Origin of the sequence: Vitiosangium sp. GDMCC 1.1324 (assembly GCF_003044305.1) — a bacterium.
Taxonomy (GTDB): Bacteria; Myxococcota; Myxococcia; order Myxococcales; family Myxococcaceae; genus Archangium.
Genome location: NZ_PZOX01000011.1, coordinates 74,282 through 95,405, shown reverse-complemented (window position 1 = coordinate 95,405; position 21,124 = coordinate 74,282). Strand labels below are relative to the sequence as shown.

The following is a 21,124-nucleotide window of genomic DNA, read 5'->3' as shown; positions in this document are numbered from 1 at the left end:
TCACCGTGTCGGTGACGAGAGACGGCGGGAGCGCGTCGCAGGTACAGACGACAGACGGTGGAGTGAGCGGGGCATCTTCGATCCCACACACGACGCTTATGGGTGTGGGCCTCGATGTAACTTCGCCAGCCCATGGGCTCGTACGACTACCGCTGTCTGTTGAACCGGAGGCGGGTGGAGTCGGAGACCCGGTCAGGGGTTGTAGAGCACCGCCGGGATCATCCAGTAGGCGGGGCCGCCCACCACCAGCACCTGTCCGGAGGGCAGCGGGGTCGCGGTGTGGCCCGATTGGAGCTGGCCGGCATCCTCCGCGACGGTCCACGTGCCCGTCTCCGGGTCGTACAGCTCCACGCTGGCGGTGAGGGAGGCACAGCCCCCCACCACCAGCACCTTGCCCGAGGACAGCAGCGTCGCCGTGTGTCCGAAGCGGGACTGGGCCATGTCACCTGTCGGGGTCCACGTGCTCGTCGCGGGGTCATACACGTCCGCGCTGGCCGAGCCGCCTCCTGTCACCAGCACCTTGCCCGAGGGCAGCAGCGTCGCCGTCTGTCTGGAGCGAGAGGTCCGCAGCGGCGCGGTGGCGGACCACGTACCCGACTCCGGGTCGTACAGCTCCACCGTGGCCGAGCCACCTCCCGCCACCAGCACCTTGCCCGAGGGCAGCAGCGTCGCCGTGTGCCCGAAGCGATAGACAGCCATGTCGCCTGTCGGGGTCCACGTGTTCGTCGCCGGGTCGTACAGCTCCGCCGTGGCCGAGCCACCTCCCGCTACCAGCACCTTGCCCGAGGGCAGCAGCGTCGCCGTGTGCCCGGAGCGCGATTGGTTCATGGAGGGCAGATAGGTCCACCTGTCCGTCGCCGGGTCGTACAGCTCCACCGGGGGATCGGAGAAGTAGGGGTCCCCTCCGGCCAGCAGCACCTTGCCCGACGGCAACAGCGTCGCCGTGCCTCCCGAGTGCTCGGAGATGAAACCCGCGGACTTCCAGGTCCTCATCACCGGGTTGTACAGCTCCGCCCGGTCCGCACGGCCTCCGGCAACCAGCACCTCTCCCGAGGGCAGCAGCGTCGCCGTGTGGTTGTGGCGGCCGGTGATCCCGGGGGTGGAGGAGGTTCTCCAGGTCCTCTTCACCGGGTCATATACCTCCGCGTTGAAGGAGTCGCTCAGGCCGCCGAGGAGCAGCACCTTGCCCGAGGGCAACAGCGTCGCCGTGGCCAGGCCCCGGCCCATATAGAGCGTGCCGGCGGACGTCCAGGTCCCCATTTCCGGGTCGTACAGCTCCGCCTTGCTGGAGCCCATGTACTGGTTCTGTCCCGCGGCCACCAGCACCCGACCCGATTCCAGCACCGTGGCCGTGAGGTGCTCGCGAGGCTCGGCCATGACTCCTGTCGAGGTCCACGTCCCCGTCGCCGGGTCATACACCTGCGCCGTCGCCAGCGTCGTGTTCGTGGCCTGTCCGCCCACCACCAGCACGCTTCCCGAGGGAAGGAGCGCCGCGGCGTGCCAGGACCGGGCGTCTCCCAGGGCCGCGGTGGAGCTCCACGTTCCCGAGCCGGGCTCGTACAGTTCCACCGCCGTCGTCGCGCCCCCCGCCACCAGCACCTGGCCCGAGGGCAGCAGCGTCGCCGTATGTGCCTGGTGCGGCGCGGCCAGGGTTCCCGCCGGGCTCCACGTGCCCGTCGCCGGATCGTACAGCTCCGCCGTCGCGAGGCCCGTGCCCTTCACGTCATGCCCCCCCACCACCAGCACCTTGCCCGAGGGCAGCAGCGTCGCCGTGTGCGAGGAACGGACCTCGGCCATGGAGCCCGTCAAGGTCGACGTCCGCGTCGCCGGGTCATACAGCTCCGCCGACGCGGTTCCACCCCCCGCCACCAGCACCTTGCCCGAGGGCAATAGCGTGGCGGTGTGGAACGTGCGGAGCTCCACCAGCGGCCCCCCGAGGAGGGACAGCTCCGTCGCCGGATCGTACATTTCCGTCATCCGGACGTCGGTAGGCCAGAACGCTCCGCCGATCACCAGCACCTTGCCCGAGGGCAGCAGCGTCGCCGTATGGGACTCACGGGCCCAGCTCAACCCGCCCACGGCGGACCATGAGCCGGAGGGCAGGCATTCCGGTGCCCCCCGGAGCGTAAAGGCCGCGGACGTGGACAGCCCCAGCGCGTTGCTCACCGTGACCGTGATGGACACGGGTTGTTGACCCGACACGCACGCGGGCGCCGTCCAGACAACCTCACTCGCCGAGGCGGTGCTCGTTGGCGCGCCCAGCGTCCCCACGCTCGCCGCCCACGTGAAGCCGAGCGCGCTGTCCTGCGGATCCCTCGCCTCCACCCGCAGCGTCACGGTGCCGCTCTCCGGCACGGTGGGGGAAGACTGAGAGGTGTGCACCACCTCGGGCGGCGCGTACACGGGAGGTTGCGCCTCCACGCAGAGGCTCTTCTCGCCCTGGGCCACTCCCCCGCGAGCATCGTTCACCGTGACGCTCAGCTGGCAGTCACAGGAGCCACCCGGGGGCACGGCCTCGGGTGTGAACCGGGCGGTCGCCGAGGTGGCATCCACCCAGGTTCCCGAGCACCCCGACGCGCTCCACTGGTACATCAGCGCGTCCCCGTCCTCGTCGGAGGCGGTGACCTTCACGGTGGTGGCCTCGCCGACCTCCACGGTCGAGGGCGTGGCGGTGACGCTCGCCACCTGGGGCACCCTGTTCAGCGAGTGCAGGAGGAGGGTGACCTCCACCGTCTTTCCGGCGGGGATGGTGATGCCCGAGACCTGCCCCGCGTACCTCTTCGAACCGTCCGCGCCGAAGGCCTCCGCGGTGAAGGTGCGCTCCTCACCCGCGGGAATCTTCGTGAGGGTCCCGCTCCACTCGCCGCCATCCTGTGTCAGCTCCAGGCTGCGCGAAGCGGCCAGGTCCGGCGCCGTGAGCGTGACCGTCACCCGTGTCACGTCGCTCCCGAAGCCGGCGTGTTCGAAACGGCCCACCAGTTGGGCCGAGCCCACCGGATCGGCGGGTTGCTCGGGCCGGCAACCCGAGACAATCGCCATCCACGCAGCCGCCAGCCAGGGCAGCAGCAGGAGCCCCCTCTGATACATACATTCCTCCTCCTTGCGCCGCGTCGGTGCGTCGAAAGGAGCCCTTGCTAACGCATGGGGTGTGACGGGGTCGCGACCGTACAGAGACCCTCTCCGCGCACCGCCGCAGCCTGCATGGGCCTTCGCTCCTACCCACCCCGCGCCCGTACCTCAGCTCGCGCTCACCGCCTGAGCTGGTGAACGGTTACGACTTTCCTTCGCCCGATCTTCTTCTCCACGGGTGGCACACCGGCGCTGAACGCCACAGCATCGCGGCAGGCCTGGAGCGAGCTGCTTCGCTTCCTTGGTCAGGTCGACGGCGCAGAGCAGAAGAGCCGTTAGACTGTGCGACCCAATGGATCGTAGACGGTGCTGGACGAGCCGCCGCCTCTGACCTCCCCCAAGGAGGACTTGATGGCGGCAACGTGCAGCTCCACCCCGGCATGACCCGGATGGGTGGAACGCCACGTCCCAGACCTGGGACACCAAGACGCCGAGGCTGGCCGCGCGTGAACGCGTCTCCGAGGTAGGACGAAGGACGGAGTCGGGTTCAGGTGTAATCCGCCCATTGAAACCGGGAGAGGGTCGCCGCGAGAATGCGCCCCCTCGCGCCTCGCGGCGAAGGACCCACCATGCCCCACGACCTCGCATCCCTCACCGAGCTCTCCACCCTCGAACACCTCCTGAGCACCCAGGGCGTGGAGGCGCTGCTCGCCGCACTGGACTCGGCGCTCGCCCAGACGCCCGAGGACGCCCGCGTGCTGCGGGAGGACGGGCCCACGGTGGGCCCGAAGACGCTGCGCGTCTTGCGCAAGGCCATCGCACTCGACGCCGACTTCCTGCGGGCGCACCCCGAGGCCCTCTTCCAGTGTCTCTACAACCGGCTGCGCTGGTACGACGCGCCCGACGCCGCCGCGCACTACTCCGGGGAAGGCGCGAAGCCCTGGAGCGACCCGGAGGCGCACCTGCACGCGCTGGCGGCGCAGTGGCGACGGCAGCGCGAAGCGGCGGGTGGCGCGTCCTGGGTGGAGTCCCTGCTTCCGCTGCGCGGCGCCCTCGAAGGCGTGGACGAGGTCCTCTGGCACGACTCCCAGGTGCTGTGCGCGGCGTTCGACCCGTCGGGGACGCGGCTGGCCACCGGCTCGTGGTCGGATGGCCACAACGTGCGCGTCTGGGACGCGGCCACCGCCCGGAGCCTCCTGGTGATGGAGGGCCACGAGGGCGAGGTGCGAGGGATTGCCTGGAGCGCGGACGGCAAGCGCTTGGCGTCAGGCTCGAGGGACCACGACGCGCGCATCTGGGACGCGGAGACGGGAACGCAGCTTCATGCCTTCACCGGCCAGGAGGGCCAGGTGACGTCGGTGGCCTTCAGCCCCGAGGGGACACTGCTCGCGGTGGGCAACCTCGGCTGGAGAATCCACCTGTACGACGTGGCCTCGGGCAGGAAGGTCCGCACGATTCAGGGGCACCAGCAGTCGGTGCTGAGCGTGGCGTTCCATCCCTCGGGGCGCTGGCTGGCCTCGGGGGCCTCGGACGACACGGTGCGCGTCTGGGACGTGGAGACGGGGGCGCAGGTGGCGCGGCTGGACTCCGACACGTCCGTCGGCACGGTGGCCTTCAGCCCGGATGGTGAGTGGCTGGCCTGGGCGGCCCTGGACGGCGTCGCCGTGGCGCGGACGCGGGACTGGAAGCGGATGGAGGGCTTGAAGGGGGCGGGGCGCTACTCCCAGGTGAGCTGGCTGGGGACGTCGCGCCTGGGCCTGCTCCGGTATGACCGGCTGGAGGTGCTGGAGCTGGGCGACGGCGTCACGCTGTGGACGCGCCCCTATGCCTCGGATGGCCACGAGCGTGGCGCGGCCTTCTCGCCGGACCTGAAGCACTTCGCGCTGACGGCCGCCGACGGGGGCGTGCTCCTGAGCGAGCTCCACGCGCCCGCGCCGCCCACCCTGCTCGCCGAGCAGCACCGCGTGGTCAACCTCTGGGGGCAGGCGGAGGGGAACATCGCCATCGCGAAGCGGTTCGACGCGGCCTTCGCCATCGATGCCCGGGGACACATGCGGGCGGTACCCGCCGACGCCAACGAGTCCGGCCTGCAGCCCTGGCGCTTCAGTCCGGACGGCGCCCTGGCCGCCTACCCCGTCCTGCGCCTCCACGAGGAGATTTCCAGGCGGGGCGTCCAGCTGATCGACGTGGAGCGCCTCGTGCCGGTGCGGGAGCTGTCCGTGCCACCGCTGGAGGGGCGTGATGCGTCGAAGAAGCTGACGCTGGAGCCGCCCATGGCCTTCTCGCCGGACGGGCAGTGGCTGGCGGCGGTTATCGAAATCGGCGTGGTGCGGGTGTGGCGCGTCGCGGACGGGAAGCTGCGGCACACCCTGAAGGGGCCGGCGACGCCCGTCTCGCTGGTGGAGTTCACGCCCGATGGGGCCTACGTCGTCTCGGGCTATGCGGAGGCATCCCGGCTCATGGTGCACGACCTGGGCACGGGGGCGCTGGTGCTCGACACCCAGGCGATGCTGAAGCCCGCGCCCGCGTACGCGGCGGCGGCTCGCGCGCCTCGCATCGCCGTGGGCCGGGCCTCGGGGGAGCTGGAGGTCTTCGACCTGCCCGCGGGCTTCCGGCGCGTCCTCCAGCCCTCCGATGAGCCTGTCATCGCGGTGCGGCTGTCCGACGATGGCGGCCGGGTGGCCGCGTGCAGTCTGGACGATCGCGTGCGCCTCTTCGACGCGGGGACGGGAGCGCTCCTGTACGAGGTGCCGCATCCGGCGATGCCGTTCTCGGTGGCCATGGAGGGGGATTGGCTGGTCACCCGCGCCGATGACCAGACCACGCGCTTCTTCGACCTCACCACGGGGGCGCCTCGCGCCGTGATTCAGGGCAACGCGGAGCCCGAGGAGGTAACGCGTCGCAAGTACTGGGAGGTGTTGGGGGAGGACCCCGTCGCCTTCCATCGCCGGACGGACCCCGTGCCCATGGCGCACTTCCCGGACGTCCTGGAGGAGGACCTCATCCTGCGCGACGGGCTCGTCGTGGCCCGGGGCCGCACCCTGCGGGACTTCCTGTATGTGTTGCGGCTTCACGACGCCCAGGGCGGGGCGTGAGTCCAGGACCCGTTGCCGTGCTCCGGGCACGCGGGTGCCTCCGCCCCGGATGAACCTGACGCGCTACCACGGTGTGTTCGCCCCGGCCGCGACACTGCGGCCATTTCTGCTCCCCGCGGCGCCAGTTCCTGCCAAGAATGAGTCCGCGAGGCCAGCGCAAGCGGGGGGGTTCGCGGCCGGTTCGGGCTGGTGACCCACCCGGCGCGCACCTTCAGAACGCTCAGAGAGAGAGGCTGCGCAGCAGGATGGTCAGAAGCGCGCCGCCGGTCGTGCCGACTACGAAGGACTTGTAGACCGGCTCGTATCGCGCGAACCGGGATGCGAGCTGGTGGCCAGCGACCAGACAGGCGGCCGTGAAGAAGAGCAGCCCGTACACGACCCACTCTCCCAGCCCCTCGATGAGGGATTCGAGGTGCTCCGCCTGGAACTGCAGGGCCAGCAGATAGAGGAGGGCCGAGCCGAGCAGCACGAGGGCGATGGACAGATGCAGGGCCATGGCGCTGGAGCGATCGCGAGGGAAGGCCAGACCCAGCGGAATGCCGATGAGCCCCGAGAGCGCGCCGCCCACGAAGGCCCGGTCCGGGGATTGGGGGATGAACACCGGCAGGAAGAACGCGGGCACCAGGAGGAAGCCCATGGCCAAGCCGTACCTGAGCCACCGATCGGAGGACTGACGCGCGAGCGCTCCCCACAGGATGGCCGCCATCACGAGAGCGCCGGCCAGACCGACTCCGCGCACGCCCATGGGTCCGAGCGGAACGGATGCATCGAGGGCCGAGAGCAATCGCGCGTCGAACAGCCTCGAGCAGGCGAGCGCAGTGAGGAGCCAGAACACCGCCAGGGCACGGTACGAGATGGAGGGACTGACTGTGGCGCCTGGAGATGGCGGGTGGGGTATTTCCATGGAGTGACAATAACAAAGGTCCACTCCCAACAACGGTTGCACCCCCTCACCAATTTGAGCCGCAGAAGGTGTCAGAGGATTCGTACAGCGCATTGCAACTGCGGATCGCCTCCTTGAACCGGAGGACGGTCGGCCCGTTGCCGGTCACGCTCTCCTCGCAAGGCAGCAGGCTCCGACCCGAAGTCTCCGACACCTTTGTCGAGTCTTCACCTGTGCGGAGAGCGGGGGCTGGCGGCGGGTGCTGGCCTACCTGACGTATGGGCCCGTTGTGCGGGGCATCCTGCGGCTTTTGAAGCTGCCCCAGGTTCCTCCTCCACTCGCCCCGGCGCGAGGTCCGCCGCTGGCCGCTTTCTGGCAGTGAGTGTCACCTCGGCTTGCTGGCCAGCCTTTACCTCTCTCTGCCTGGCGCGGTCCACCTGGAGTGCTTCCAGCGGGTGTCCACAGCCATTCGCCGCGAGGGACTCGGCACCTTCCGCTCACTCTCGAGGACCCACCGCGCCCACTGTCTACCGCCCCGCGCGCTCTCAACTGGGCCTCTATACTTCTCATGCTCCCCGCGCCATCCTACCCTGAAGGTTACACTTCAGCCACCGCCCTGTTTGAGCGGCCAGAGGGGCGCACCACCGTCAAGGCGACTCTTCCTCGACCTCGAGGATACTGAAGGCGACGCGGCGGTTGTTCTCGCGGCCCGCCGCCGTCTTGTTGGTGTCCACGGGCTGCGTCTCCCCGTAGCCCACGGACTCCAGACGCTCGGAAGCGATCTTCGCCTGCTCCACCAGGTGCTTCCTGACGTTGTTCGCGCGCCGCTGGGAGAGATCCATGTTGAAGGCGTCGTTGGCCCGGTCGTCGGTGTGGCCCTCGATGCGGACCTTCTTGAGCTGCGGGTTCGCCCGGAGCACCGCCGCCACCTGCTGCAGCAGCGGGAACGAGCGCGCCAGCACCACGTCCTTGTTCGTGGCGAAGTGGACCTTTTCGAGAATCAGGATCTTCTTGTCCTGGACCTGGACCACGGGCTTGCCCTCGTCCGGGCACCCGTCCTCATCCGTCACGCCGTTGATCACCTCCGCCTCGAGCGGGCACTTGTCCTCGGCATCGGCGAAACCATCCCGATCGTTGTCCGGATCCGGGCAGCCGTCCTCATCCTGGAAGCCGTCCTTGTCCTCCGGCTTCAGCGGGCACTTGTCCGCCACATCCAGGATGCCGTCCCCGTCGTTGTCCGAATCCGGGCAGCCGTCCTCATCCTCGAAGCCGTCCTTGTCCTCCGGGCCCATCGGGCACTGGTCCGCCACGTCCAGGATGCCGTCCCCGTCGTTGTCCGGATCCGGGCAGCCATCCTCATCCTGGAAGTTGTCGCGATCCTCGGCCTCGGTGGGGCACTTGTCCTCGGGAGCGGGGATGCCATCGCCGTCGGTGTCCTGCGGGGGGGTCCGGGCCGCCTCCTCCTCTGCGGTCCAGGAGACGCCGGTGAACACGCGGAAGACAGGCATGCCATAGCCGAGCGTGAGGCCACGGCCGAGCCCCAGCGTGGCCAGGACGCTCTTGCTGAAGTGGTACTGGAGGCCCGCCTGCACCTCGAGGGGGATCTCCTCCTCATCCGCTCCCCCTGTGGCGCCCAGTCCGAAGGCGCCCCCCAGCGACGCCAGGCCGGTGAACTGCTGCTCCTGGAGCCGGAACGGGATCGCGGCGCCGAGGCTATAGGCCAGCTCGTTGCCCACCGAGAGGTTCAGCAGCTCCTGGCGGCTGCGCAGGTTGACGCCCACGTTGGCGAGCAGCCGGGTGCCACCCTCGAAGGCGTAGTCGGCGGCCACGCGCGGCTGCACTCCGACACCGTCCTGACCGCGCAGGGCCGTGGCCCCGCCCGTGGGGAGCACCACCGGCACGGCGAGCGCCAGCCGGAGGCGCTCGCCCGAGAGCAGCAGCGCCTTGGGGACGAGCCGCAGATCGCCGATGCCGCCCGTCCACTGCTGCTCCAGGTTGGGCTGCCGGTCGAGCTCGCCGTGCTGGAGGTTGAGCGGCAGCACCGCTCCCACCTCGACGCGCTCGCCGAGGCCGATGGCGCCCATGAAGTCGAAACCGAGCTGGTTCTTCACCAGGTGCTGGAGCAGCGTGTCGCTGCGCGGGTTGATGACGACCAGCGGATCATGGGCGTAGTTGAGATAGAGCCCCGCGTGCCAGTTCATGTTCCCCGGCACGCCCGCGCCATGCAGGCCCAGCACGTCCTCCTTGCCCGGAGCGGGCTTGAATAGCTGGACATCAATGGCCGAGCCGCTGGCCTGAGCCTGAGCCGGCGTGGAGCCCCCCAGCACAGCCAGGCCCCCCAGGGCGACCAGGGCCTTGGACACCCGCGGCCCCGACTTGCGGACGTCCCGACGCCCGAAGAGGGCGAAGCCCACCAGGGCGAGGAATACCCAGAGGGCGCCCGTCAGGCAGTTCCCACCCGCGGCGCTGCAGCCACTGCCCACCACGCGGCGCTCGAAGTCCTCTGTTGGCGAACCGTTCACCGGCGTGACGCTGATCTCGACGGTGTCGGTGTCGCTCTTGGGACCGCCCGCCCCTGTGCTGCCCTGATCGTTGGTGGTGATCGTGAGGGTGGCGACGCCGTTGTAGTTGGCGTCCGGCACGAAGGTCAGGCCCTGGAGCGCCAGGTTGATGAGGTCCAGAATGCTCGTGAAGGTGATGGTCGTGTCCGACGTCCCGTCACCGGTGGTGAGCTTCAAGCCCGCGGTGCTGTCCAGCGTGAGCGTGCCGTGGGTGACGGTGAGGGTCACCTGGATGAGCCCGTTCACCGCGTCGGGGTCGGCGATGGAGAAGGCGTTGCCGTTGGCGGTGGAGAAGACGAGCGGGGTGTCCTCGGGCGTGCTCGGCGCGGCCGGCACGGTGTTCACCGGGGAAGCGTTCTCATGCGAGATCGCCGTGGTCTCCAAGTCGTGGTTGTTGGCGTTCGACGGATCCTCCTCCAAAGAGACGACGGACACCAGGGCGCCGAGCACGGTGCCCTCGGTCGTGGGGATGACCGTGATGGTGATGTCGGAAGCGCCGCCGGAGGGCAGGCTCGAGCGGGTGCAGGTGACCCAGCCCTCCGACTCCTCGCAGCTCCAGCCCGTCCCGGTGGCACCGGAGAAGGTGGAGCCCTCCGGGACCAGGAAGCTCACCCACACGTAGTTGGCGGCGGCGGGGCCGGTGTTGGCCACCTGCACCGTGTAGCTCAGCGGGCTGCCCGCCAACGCGGGATCCGCCGACTCGCTCAGGGTGACCGACAGATCCGCCACGTCCTCCGCGGGCACGAGCAAGTCGCTGTCCGTGGCGCTGTTGTCAGTGGGGTCCACTTCGCAGTACTGGGGCGGCTCCGACGCGGTGGCCGTCACGTCCAGGGTGCCCGTGTCCACGCCCGTAAGCGTGAGGGCCTGGCTCTCGGTGAGTGCAGGTTCAGGGGTGGGCTGGCCGCAGGCCGCCGCGAACACAGCGCAAGCGGTCAGCGCCAGCAGGCGCGCTGACAAACGGGGTGGCATGACGGAGCTCCGAGAATGTGTTGAGGCAAGACGTCAGGCGACCTGACGTTGTGAAAGGGAGGTGATGCTGATGGCGAGGGAGCGCATCCGTCCTGGACGTGATGATGTCTGGCCAGATCGCCCGATCACCGACCGCGCAGGTGCAGCTCATCGAAGGCGGCGCTGTCCTTCGTCTGCGACTGCAACAGCTCGCTGAACTGAGACTGCCCGCCCGGCCGCGTCAGGAAGACGACCAGCTCTTTTGCCACCTTCATGGCGATGGCATGTCCATGGTCCGCCTCCACCAGTGCCAGAGAGAGGTCGATGCCCGCCCCCAGCTTGGACCAGGCGGGGCTGCTGCGCCGTGCGTTCGCGCTGGACGTCTTGCCCTCGTCGACGGAGCCGGGCTTCGCTGCTAGCGTGCGCGGCGATGGGCATCACCGCCTACCTCGAGCGCTACGACTCCGAGAGCTTCGACCCGGCCTTGGGTGGCAGGCAGCTCTTCGTGACCAAGAGCATCCTTCCGCCGGCTTGGTTTCTCTTCTTCGACGCCGCGGACTTCGTCTCCGTCCGCTCGCAGCACGACAGCAGCGTCTACACGCTCCTCCGCCGCCCCGCGGCGTCGGCCGTCGCCCGCGCACGTGAACGGCTCGAGGCGCTGAATCCCCACATCACGCCGGAGCTCGACACCGCGCTGCGCTCGTTCCTCGCCACGGTCGAGAAGGCCTGCGCTCCCGGCGTTTCCCGCAAGCGCCTCGACCGCCCGCGCGTGCTCGTCTTCAACACCCACCGCTTCGAGTCCACCCAGGCCGAGCTCACCGCCTGCATCAAGTGGTTCGACGCGCTCGCCGCGAAGGGCTACTCCGATCCCCCATCGCTCCTCGACCTGGGAGACGGCCTCGAATTCGACGAAGACGACCGGAAGCTCGACATCGGCGACCCGGACGCGCTCTGCGGCTGGCCCTGCGGCGTAGCCCCTGTGCGCCCCGTCGCGCCCAAGCCACCCCCGCCCACCGCGGACGCCGGCTCCGCCGACGCCATCCTGTCCCGCGTGTGGGCCCATCCGGAGGATCTCGCGCTCCGCCTCGCCTGCGCGAAAGAGCTCACTGCCCTCGGCGACCCGCGCGGCGAATTCATCACCCTCGATTGCGCCGAGAACCTCACCCACCGCCAGCTCAAACGTCACGAGCGGCTCCTCGACGACGAGCGGCCGCGCCTCGCCCGTCCTTTCCAGCGCGTGCGCACGTTCCACCACGGCCTTCCGGTCGAAGTGGAGTGGAACGCCGCGCCCGGCGATCCCCTCGTCGGCCACCCCGCTTGGTCCATCGTCGAGAGCGTGATCTTCTCCGGCCCTGTCGCGCTGCTCCCGGCCGTGCGCCAACTGCAAACGACGCCCGCGCTCATCCGCGCCATCGACCGGCCCGTGCCCTACGTCTCCATCTGCATGAGCGACGACAAGGATCCCGCGGCCTGGGAAGCGCTCGAATCCACCAAGCGCTTCCCGAACCTCATCGAGGTCTGCGTGGACAAGCCTGCGACCATCTGGCTCCCCGAAGCGGGACAGCGCTTCATGGCGCAGAGGCCCTCGGTGCGGCTGCACAGCGGGTCAGCCGTTGTGCCCCTGACTCCGCTCACGCCCCTCACGGCAGAGGAGCACGCCGCGCGCGTCGCGCGGTGGACGAATCCGCCGGCGGCCCGCTTCCTGGCGGGGCCTCGCTATGACAATGGGTTCACCTGAGCCGTTGAGCGGGCTCGTCATCCATTGCGGTGCGGCGACGCCGCTGTGGTGCGGAGGGTGCTCGAGCTGCTGCGCAAGAGCGGCAACGTCGCCACGTGACGTGAGATGGGGCGGCCACCGAGTTTTGGCACGTTAGAGGCTGTCGAGGAAGGCGAGCAGCGCCAGGCGGTCTTCTCGCGGCAGCGCCACCACCGAGTCCCGCGCCGCCTGCGCTTCCCCGCCGTGCCACAGCACTGCCTCGAGCACCGAGCCGGCCCGCCCATCGTGCAGCAGGTTGACGGAGCCAGACACCTGCGCGGTGAAGCCCAGGCCCCACAGTGGAGCCGTGCGCCATTCACTCGCCTCGGGCAGACCGGAGTCGTCCGCCAGCCCCGCGCCCATGTCGTGAAGCAGCAGGTCGGTATAGGGGTGCACCGTCTGTGCACGGAGCTCCTCGAACGGGTGGCGCCCACCCGTCGTCAGCTCGCGCAGGTGACAAGCGCCACAACCCACCGCGGCGAACACCTCGGCGCCGCGACGGACCTGCACCGGCGAGGTCACGCGCTGCGGTATGACCCCGAGCAGTCGCAGATAGGTGACGAGGCGAGACCGGTCTTCGCCGCTGAGCGCGCTCGCCGTCTCCCCCACTCCGAGGTGGGCCTCGAGCTCGGCGTCGACCTGCGCGGAGACCGATGGGTGCTCAGCCTTCCAGCCAAAGCGGCCGAGCCGCGGTTCTTCACCCGGCGCGCCTCTGCTCAGCGCAGGGCGGCCCGAGATGCCGTCCCCGTCGCAGTCGGTCTCGTCGGCGGCCGCCAGGATGGTCGCTTCGTCGACCGCCTCGAGGAGCCCCAGGCCGACCAGAGCCGGCGCCAGCCGCGCCGACGCGCGCAGCGGCTGGCCGGCGTCGAACACCGGCCGGTGCAGCATCACCACCTCGCCGTCACTGAGCGTCACCGGCTGCGGCTCGAGGCGCGAGAGCCGCACCGGGGCCTCCTGGGGCTGAAGCTGGTCGCCGAATTCCGGCTCGTTGGTCAGCCTGAGTACCAGCGATTGCACCTGCTCTCCCACCGGCGGCAACACGCCGCGGCCGTTGAAGGCATGGCAGGCGACGCAACTTCTGGCGTTGAACAGCGGCCCCGGCACGCCCTGCAACGGTAGGGGCGGGTTGCCCGCCTCGACGTGGGCGCCCGTGTCGAGCTCGGTGTAGAAGAGCCGGCGGCCTTCGAGAAACCCTTGAGGGTGTGGCCACTGGATGTTGAGCGCCAACTGCGAGAGCGCGTACTTCGGCTCGACCGGGGTGCCGTCGGCGAGGGCGACGAAGGGCACGGTGGTGCCTCCGCCGAGGCGGGCGTCGGGAGGAGGCCCCAACATGCCGGCGGAGTCGAAGGTCTCTGGCGTGAGGCCGCCGAGGCCGACCTGGTAGCGGAAGGTGTCGGAGAAATAGGACGACCCGCCGGCAATGGGGGCGGGATCCTTGGGATCGGCGCCGGCAAGGTAGATGCCGAGCTCGAAGTCGAGGATGTCACCCGCGCGGAGCGGCCGGCCTTCGCGGGCGTTGTCGGTCACCGTCTGCTCGAGCTGGCGCGGCGACACCTGACGCATCTGCTGGTTGACGTGAAAGGTGTAGCCCCCGTTCTGGTTTCCCTCGAGACCGTACATCTTCCAGCTGCGGAAGTTGGTGATTGGGCCGTACATCGAGACGTCGGCGATGGGGTAGTACGTGATCTTGATTTCGGAACGGCCGGCCGCGACCGCGTCTTCGACCACGAGCCGGTAGCTCCGGTTCTCGAACGAGCGCGTGTCGAAGGAACCGAAGCGCTCCTCGCGCTCATGACGGCCGCGCACCCGCCCGGCGACCTCAGTGACGAGGACGCCGTCCTCCCGGTGGAGGATGATGGGGCCGGTCTCGGCGGGGCCTTCGGCGAACAGCGGCGTCACCCGGGGGAGCGACGCCTGCCGGCACTGCTGCTGGCCGGGACCGAGCACCACCCCAGCGCCGCCACCGAGCTTGATCGGCTCGCACCCCGCGAGCACCAGCGCCAGCACCAGCATGTTTGGCGACCGTCTGCGCATCGCTTTCGCCAGTCTACCACCCGCGCACGCCGCCCGAGAACCAGAGCGAGCCGAAGGCGCCGCCGACGCGAACGGGCGACTCACCCACCACGGTGCCCTCGAGGCGCGGGGCCCAGATGGCTCCATCGAGGCCCAGCCCGAGTGCAAGCCACCTCCACGGCCGCCACTCGCCGCTCACCCCCACCTGGGGACCCCAGAGTACGCCCTGCGTGACAGCCCCCACATGCCCTTCCGCAGGCAGGCCCTTGAGCACCCCGAGTCCGCCGCGCAGCCCGACGCCGCCCCGAACCATCCACCGCGCCCGCTCGGCCCGCACGTCGAAGGTGACACCCCCATCGCGCAGCGTCGCCGACACCGAGCCCGAGGCCCGCTGTGCTCCTCCCCGCAGCGACGCCACATCGATGCGTATGCCCACCCAGCTCCCAAGCCGCACGTCGGCCGCGAGCCCCCCGCCAAACAGCGGCACCGCCCCCGTGCGGCCGACACCGAACAGGCCGAGCTGCACCCGGCCCGGCTCAGCGATGGGAGCGGGCGCACCCTGTGGGGCGGGCAGGGCCTGTGGGGCGGGAGGGGTCTGTGGGGGAAGCGGGGTCTGTGGGACAGGCGAGGCCTCGACCGTCGGGTGGGGCGGCTCGGCTGGGGGCGAAGACCACAGCCGCGCGACGGCTTCGGCCACCAACAACGCGACCGTTCGGGGAACGGCCAACCCGCTGATGTCGGAGGTGTCGACCTCGAACTGCTCGGGCTTTCGGCTCAACACCTCGAGCGCCACCCTGTAGCGCGGCGCCGTGCAGTCGACGGTCACCCGCGTGTCACCCTCGCTGGACGCCGCGTCGACGGGCACCTTGAGCTCGACCGCCAGCAGGCGGCGCAGCTCAGGTTCGACGCCTGGTGGGCAACCGGTGGCGCGCATCGCCACATGCCCCGAGCCAGGCATCGAGACGGCGGCCACCCACCACACCACAGCGACCATCACGCCTGGGCCCCCTGCGCGGCGCCGGGGTACCCGGACGAAAGAGGGAACATCACGGTGCTCCGAGCCTCCCCCACTGTCTCACGGCGTCGACCCGCCCCGACTGCGGAAACTCGTCGACGAAGCGCTCGGCGGTGTTGCGGGCGGCCGCGGCGTCTCCCGCCCGGGCCTGGGCCTCGACGGCGCGGGCAAGCGCGTCGGGGGCGAGCGGGCCCTTCGGGGCCAGCGCGTGCGCCTCGAGAAACGCGTCGGCCGCCTCTCGCGGGTTGCCCAGGTCGTCGAGCAGCACCCGACCGAGGGTAAAGGCGGCGAGCGACGCGCGCGGGTCACCGCGAAAGCGCGACAGCACCCGGCGGAGCGGGGCGAGCGCAGCCGCGGGGTGGCCACTGAGACGGGCCACGTCGGCAGCGCGGAGCAGATCGCCGGGCTCGTCATCGGGAGCGCCCTCGCGCTGCAGCGCCGACCATGCAGTCTGGAAATTGCCCTGCTCGGCGAGCGCTCGCCAGGTGGCCGGACGACGCACGCTCTTCCTGCCCGGGGGCTGCGGTGCCGACGTCACGCTCGGCGCTCGGGGCATCGCGGGCACACCACCGTCCTCGCCCACCTCGGTGGTCACCTCGTCAGGCCCGGCGGGCGCGCCGGCAGCTTCAGGGGCGAGTGCCTCGGCGCGGAAGGTGCCTTGCTCGCCCGCCGCCATCAGCGTCTCCCGAGCTCCGGCGCGCACCCGAACGCGGCCCTCGGTGACCACCACGCTCACCTGCTCGTCACCTCGGGTGACCGAAAACGCAGTGCCGACCACCTCGACATCCACCGCGCCAGCCGACACCCGCACCAGCCGCCCATGCTGCGGGGCGACACGGAAGCGCATGGCGCCACGCTCGACCTCAAGCCACAAGAGTCCCGGCTCCGAGCGGAGGGTGCGCACCGGCGCGCCGATGGGCATCACCACCCGCGCGTCTTCACCGATCGCGACCTCGGGAACGCCGGGCCCGCGCAGCTTCGACGGGACGAAGAGCCCGACCAGCAGGAGCACCGCAACGCCGAGCCCGGCCAGAGCCACCCGCCGGCGCACCGCCCGTTGGCGGTAGCGCCGACGCACCTCCGCTTCGAACAGGGTTGCCTCGTGGGTCGAGTACTGCGGTTCGAGCGAGCGCGCCGCCTCAGCCAAACGCTGGTGCAGTTCAGTCACGGTGCGCCTCCTCCATCGCCGCGTCCACCGCGGCGATGCGTCGTTTGGCCGTCGAGAGCGAGCAGCCCAACAGCTCGGCGACGCGCTCGAGCCGCTCACCCTCGAGGTAGCGCAGGCTCCACGCCACCTGCTCGTCCGCCGACCTGCCGTCGAGCACCCGGTACACGTCGCTCAACAGCGCCCGGTGCTCGCCGTTGGCGCGGGGCGTGGAGAGCAGCGTAGGGTGCCAACGCTCCCACAGGCCGAAAGCACGCTGCAGCCGCCGCCTTCGCAGCCGCCTCAGCGTCAGCCGCACCGCGGTCGACGCCAGGTAGGGCTTGACCCGCAGGGGGTTTTCGAGCCGCTTGAGACCATCGAGGGCACGCACGAAGGTGTCCTGCACGATGTCGTCGACCTCGTCGTCACGCCCCAACATGCGCTTCACCACCCCCGCGATGTAGGGGCGGTACGCCCGAACCACGGCGGTGAAGTCGGCCGGGTCGACCTCCAGCTCGCTGGCGTCCTGGTGCAATGGAATGAGTCGCCCGGGCACGGACATGCCCCTTTAGAGACACTACCGCGCAAAACCAGGTCACGCCACGGTGTTCGCGCATGGATACCCACACCATAGCACACACCGAGAGCGAGGTACTCCCTACCCCCACACCAGGCACCGCCTGCCTCCACACCTCGAGCAAACGAACACGGCTTGTCGATTTTGTTGAGCCGAATACAGCCGCCAGAGTCTCTACAGACGCGATGGCATTTGCAGACATGCGTTTTTCCCGAAGCTCCTTTCGGTCCTTCGGCGTCTCTGCAAGGAGCGACCATGCGTCTCGGCTTGGCCTTCAAACGTGTTGGAGTCTGTGTATTTCTCGGGCTCTCGGCATGCGAGGGCTCTTCCTTTCTTTCTGTGTCGAACCAAGGTGAGGGCGAGACGATGTCGGCGCATCTGCTGACAGCGTCGGAATACAACGCGACGATTCAGGATCTGCTTGGAGTCACGTCTCGGCCGGCCGACTACTTCCCAGCGGTTTCAGCGTCCGAGTTCGACGCGAACGTGGGCGTGCTCGCCTCCCTGTCGGAGGTTCAAAGTGAAGCGGTCTTCAACGCCGCCCGCGACGTGGTGGCCAAGGCCTTCGAGTCGCCCGAGCTTACCGCGCGCCTGGTCACGTGCACTCCCGCCAGTGACACGGATGATGAATGTCCGAAGTCCCTCGTGAAGAAGCTGGGTCGCCGCGCGTTTCGCCGCTCCCTCGACGCCGAAGAGGTGGACGCGTACCTGGCGACCTACCACAAGGCGAGGCAGTCGCTGGAGATGGGCCACGTGGACGCGGTCGCGCACGTGCTCCGGGTGATGCTCAGCAGTCCGTCGTTCTTCCTTCGCATCGAGCGTCCCGGACAGGGGAAGAGCGCATTCGAGTCCGCGGCGCTGGCGAGCCGACTCTCCTTCCTGCTCTGGGGCTCCATGCCCGACGATGAGCTGCTCGATATCGCCGAGAGCGGCAAGCTCGACGATGACGCGGCGCTAATCGCCATGACGGACAAGATGCTCGCGGATCCGCGAGGGCAGCGCTTCGTTTCCCACTTCCTCGGCCAATGGCTCGGCACCGTGCGCCTCTCGAGCCACAACGTCGACACCAGCCGCTTCCCCCAATGGACGCCGGCGGTGGCAAAGGGGGTCGAGGCGCAGGCCAACGACTTCTTGTATGGCTTCGTGACCGGGACCACTCCCTGGAAAGAGCTGTTCCTGGCCCCGCACCCGGCGAACACGGCGATCCAGCCGCTGCTCGCCGCTGACCCGACGACCCTGAAGCGTCGCGGCTTCCTGACGCTGCCGGCCTTCCTGACGCTCAGCTCTCACAGCGATCGCACCTCGCCCACCTCCCGTGCCAAGGGCGTCATCACGTCGCTCTTCTGCACCGACATGACGCCTCCGCCAGGAGTCATCACGGAGCTGCCGCCGCAGGATGGCCAGACGCCCAAAACCGTCCGTGAGCGGCTCGAGGTGCACCGGCGCAATCCGTCCTGCGCGGGCTGCCACAACATGCTCGATCCGCTCGGACTCAGCCTCGAGAACTTCGATGCAGTGGGCCGCTACCGCACCCAGGACGAGGGGCAGCCCATCGACGCGAGCGGCGTCTACGAGGGCACACCCATCGCCAACGTGTCGGAGCTGCTGCCGCTGCTTGCGGAGGATTCGCGACTCGGCGCTTGCGCGCCGCGCAAGCTGTACAGCTTCGCCATGCGCCGCAGCCTGGGGCCGGATGACGAGCCGCAGATCGCCAAGTTTGCATCTACCTGGAAGGCAGGAACGCTCCGCGAGCTCCTTCACCAGGTCGTGGTTTCGCCCGCCTTCCGTGGGCACGCTGAGGAGGCTCCATGAAGACCATCTTGTCGCGCCGAACCGTGCTGCGTGGAGCAGGTGTCGCGCTTTCCCTTCCCTGGTTGGAGGCGCTCGCGCCTCGCTTCGCCCGCGCCGCGGCCGGGAGCATTCCTCGCCGTTTGTTGATCTGCGCCTTCCCCAACGGCGCTCCGCACGATTGGTGGAGCACGGCTCCCGCGTTCGGAACGTCAGTCTCGGGTGACGCGTTCAAGCTGCCCAACGTGCTCGCGCCCTTCCAGCCCATCAAGCACAAGGTGATGATGGTGAGCCGACTGGGCAACTACACGTGGAGCCATGTCAGGCCAGACGAGACGCAGACCCCGAGCGTCGAGCCATCGCACGCGCGTTGCATGTCGGCCGTCACCACCTGCATCGACGCCGACGAGGTCGCGCGCAAGGCGAACCTCCCCCTCGACTCCGCGGTGCGAAGCACCACCTCGGTGGATCAGCTCATCGCGCAGACCCTGCAGGGCCAGACCGGCCTCAACTCGATGCAGACCGGTCTGGGCGTCAAGCCCGGCTTCTTCGACTACCGCAGCTACGCCTACAACCAGGTGCTGTCGTGGAAGTCGCCGACCGAGCCGCTCAAGCGGAACGTCAATCCACGTGTCATCTTCGATGCGTTGGTCGGAAGCGGCAACGCGCAGACTCCGGCGGAGCTCGCCAGGCTCAAGGCGCGAGAGAAGAGCGTGCTGGACGCGGTCCGAGAGGACACGAACCGCATCAAGAAGCGCGTGAGCAGCCGCGATCAGCAGGTGCTGGACCAGTATCTGACGACCGTGCGGAGCCTCGAGCTCGCCGCTGAGCAGGTCTCGGCCACATGCCGTACGCTTCCCGCGCCCAACGCAGTGCCCGAGCCGCCCGGCCCGCAGCAGGGTCTGTCCCAGGGACAGGACGGGTACGATCATGAGCTCCACGCCGACGTGATGAACGATCTCATCACGCTCGCCTTCGAATGCGATCGCACGCGCGTGGTGACCCACCTGCTCGATGACGCGCGTTCCGAATTCGAATATCGCAACATCCCCGCCTCGGACCGTACGCGCGTGGGGCTCACGTACAATGCAGGAGCCAGCCTCCACTATCACGGCAGCCAGCACGGAGAAGGCGAGCTGGCCGATACGACGGAGAATGGCCAGTACAAGATCGTGAGGCCGAGCAACCGTGACTTCGCGGCCATCAACGCCTGGATGGGCCGTAAGGTGGCAGAGCTCGCTCTCAAGCTGGATGCCATCCCCGAAGGTGATGGCACCGTGCTCGATCACACCACGCTCGTGTTCCTCAGCGAGATGCGCACGCACGACCACGATGCGTTCGATCTGCCGATCCTGATCGCCGGCGGCAACGGTATCCTGAAGCGGAATACGCACATCGCCTATAACTCGGTGGGCAACGACCGGCAGCTCCGCGATATGTGGTACACCCTCATGCGGCACGTCTTCGGCATGCCTGTGACCTCGTTCGGAGAGGACACCCGAGGCGTGGCGAACGCGGAGCTCACCGAGATCCTCGCGTAATCTCTCTCTTGGGGGCGTGCCGTTAGAGATTGCGCAATAGCGCGGCGCCGCGGGTTGTGCGCGGCGCTTCCAGCGGCTGCTGGCAAACACCGTGACTGGCCGGAAAGTGACTGATGATGAGTCTGAGGTCGATGATTGTTCAGAGGGTGCTGTTCCTGTGGCTTTTCTTGGGGGCTCCGAGTGTCGCTTTCGCTGAGGGGTTCACGCTTCAGGGCGCGACCAAGGTGTCATTCACCGGGAAGGGACCTGCCGGCTTCAAGATGGTGGGGACCACCGAGAAGCTGTCGCTCCAGGACGACGGCCAGTCCATCACCTTCACAGTGCCGCTGGATTCCCTCGATACGGGCATCGAGCTGCGCAATCGGCACATGAAGGAGAAGTACCTGGAGACGGGCAAGTTCCCCCAGGCCGTACTCGTGGTGAAGCGTAGCGAGCTGCTAGTGCCGGCCAAGGGTGAGACGAAGTCTGGCCAGGCCAAGGGAATGCTCACCCTGCACGGCGCGACGCAAGAAGTCGTACTGCAGTACCGCGCGGAGCGAGCAGCCGATCAGACGACGAAGGTGACCTCGCAGGTGAAGCTGAATTTCAAGAACTTCGGCGTCGACGTCCCGAGCTACATGGGCGTCACCGTCAAGCCAGACATCGACGTCGACGTCGCCTTCGAAGTCACCCAGGCTTGAGAACATTCGCGCGCGCCGGCGAAAACTGCCGTTCGTGAGCGCTGAGGGAAGGAC

General features: G+C 69.1%; 13 protein-coding genes. 5 read left to right on the top strand and 8 right to left on the bottom strand.

Features of this window, described 5'->3' with window-relative positions; genetic code table 11:
• Window positions 1-192 precede the first annotated feature (192 nt).
• Window positions 193-3,087: a kelch repeat-containing protein gene (locus DAT35_RS29460; protein WP_233261783.1), complete on the bottom strand. Its 2,895-nt coding sequence runs from the start codon at window positions 3,085-3,087 to the stop codon at window positions 193-195.
• 611 nt (window positions 3,088-3,698) lie between these two features.
• On the opposite strand from DAT35_RS29460, the gene DAT35_RS29455 reads away from it, so the two are divergent.
• Window positions 3,699-6,164, top strand: a complete 2,466-nt coding sequence (locus tag DAT35_RS29455; RefSeq protein ID WP_108071551.1) for a WD40 repeat domain-containing protein — start codon at window positions 3,699-3,701, stop codon at window positions 6,162-6,164.
• Between the two features lie 220 nt (window positions 6,165-6,384).
• Here the strand turns inward: DAT35_RS29455 and DAT35_RS29450 are convergent, their stop codons facing one another.
• From DAT35_RS29450 to DAT35_RS62150, 3 genes are all read right to left on the bottom strand, one after another.
• Window positions 6,385-6,999, bottom strand: a complete 615-nt coding sequence (locus tag DAT35_RS29450) for a hypothetical protein (RefSeq protein WP_146209929.1) — start codon at window positions 6,997-6,999, stop codon at window positions 6,385-6,387.
• Between the two features lie 695 nt (window positions 7,000-7,694).
• Window positions 7,695-10,577, bottom strand: a complete 2,883-nt coding sequence (locus DAT35_RS29445; RefSeq protein WP_108071153.1) for an OmpA family protein — start codon at window positions 10,575-10,577, stop codon at window positions 7,695-7,697.
• A 125-nt stretch (window positions 10,578-10,702) separates the two neighbouring features.
• Window positions 10,703-10,831, bottom strand: coding sequence for a hypothetical protein (locus tag DAT35_RS62150; protein ID WP_304466072.1), 129 nt, complete (start codon window positions 10,829-10,831; stop codon window positions 10,703-10,705).
• A gap of 155 nt (window positions 10,832-10,986) precedes the next feature.
• Here DAT35_RS62150 and DAT35_RS29435 point away from each other — a divergent pair, with 155 nt between their 5' ends.
• Entirely contained in the window at window positions 10,987-12,294 is a 1,308-nt protein-coding gene (locus DAT35_RS29435) for a hypothetical protein (protein ID WP_108071152.1), read from the top strand.
• 132 nt (window positions 12,295-12,426) lie between these two features.
• On the opposite strand, the gene DAT35_RS29430 is transcribed toward DAT35_RS29435, so the two are convergent.
• From DAT35_RS29430 to DAT35_RS29420, 4 genes are read right to left on the bottom strand one after another with little or no spacing between them, the layout of a single operon-like run.
• Entirely contained in the window at window positions 12,427-14,325 is a 1,899-nt protein-coding gene (locus DAT35_RS29430; RefSeq protein WP_158501933.1) for a di-heme oxidoredictase family protein, read from the bottom strand.
• Window positions 14,326-14,359: 34 nt separating this feature from the next.
• Window positions 14,360-15,322: a hypothetical protein gene (locus DAT35_RS59175; protein ID WP_158501932.1), complete on the bottom strand. Its 963-nt coding sequence runs from the start codon at window positions 15,320-15,322 to the stop codon at window positions 14,360-14,362.
• Window positions 15,323-15,371: 49 nt separating this feature from the next.
• Window positions 15,372-16,508, bottom strand: coding sequence for a FecR domain-containing protein (locus tag DAT35_RS29425; RefSeq protein WP_146209928.1), 1,137 nt, complete (start codon window positions 16,506-16,508; stop codon window positions 15,372-15,374).
• A complete protein-coding gene (locus tag DAT35_RS29420) occupies window positions 16,501-17,040 on the bottom strand; it encodes an RNA polymerase sigma factor (protein ID WP_158501931.1) in 540 nt (179 codons plus the stop codon). The genes DAT35_RS29425 and DAT35_RS29420 overlap by 8 nt, the downstream gene beginning before the upstream one ends.
• Window positions 17,041-17,427: 387 nt before the next feature.
• Between DAT35_RS29420 and DAT35_RS29415 the strand changes: the two genes are divergently transcribed.
• The 3 genes from DAT35_RS29415 to DAT35_RS29405 all read left to right on the top strand — a co-directional run bounded on the left by DAT35_RS29415 (window position 17,428) and on the right by DAT35_RS29405 (window position 21,070).
• On the top strand, window positions 17,428-18,873 hold the full coding sequence (locus tag DAT35_RS29415) for a DUF1588 domain-containing protein (RefSeq protein ID WP_158501930.1): 1,446 nt from the start codon (window positions 17,428-17,430) through the stop codon (window positions 18,871-18,873).
• Window positions 18,870-20,390 carry a DUF1552 domain-containing protein gene (locus DAT35_RS29410; protein WP_108071140.1) on the top strand — a complete coding sequence of 507 codons (1,521 nt, stop codon included), beginning with the start codon at window positions 18,870-18,872 and terminating at the stop codon, window positions 20,388-20,390. The genes DAT35_RS29415 and DAT35_RS29410 overlap by 4 nt, the downstream gene beginning before the upstream one ends.
• A gap of 224 nt (window positions 20,391-20,614) precedes the next feature.
• Window positions 20,615-21,070: a YceI family protein gene (locus DAT35_RS29405; RefSeq protein ID WP_158501929.1), complete on the top strand. Its 456-nt coding sequence runs from the start codon at window positions 20,615-20,617 to the stop codon at window positions 21,068-21,070.
• Window positions 21,071-21,124: the final 54 nt, after the last annotated feature.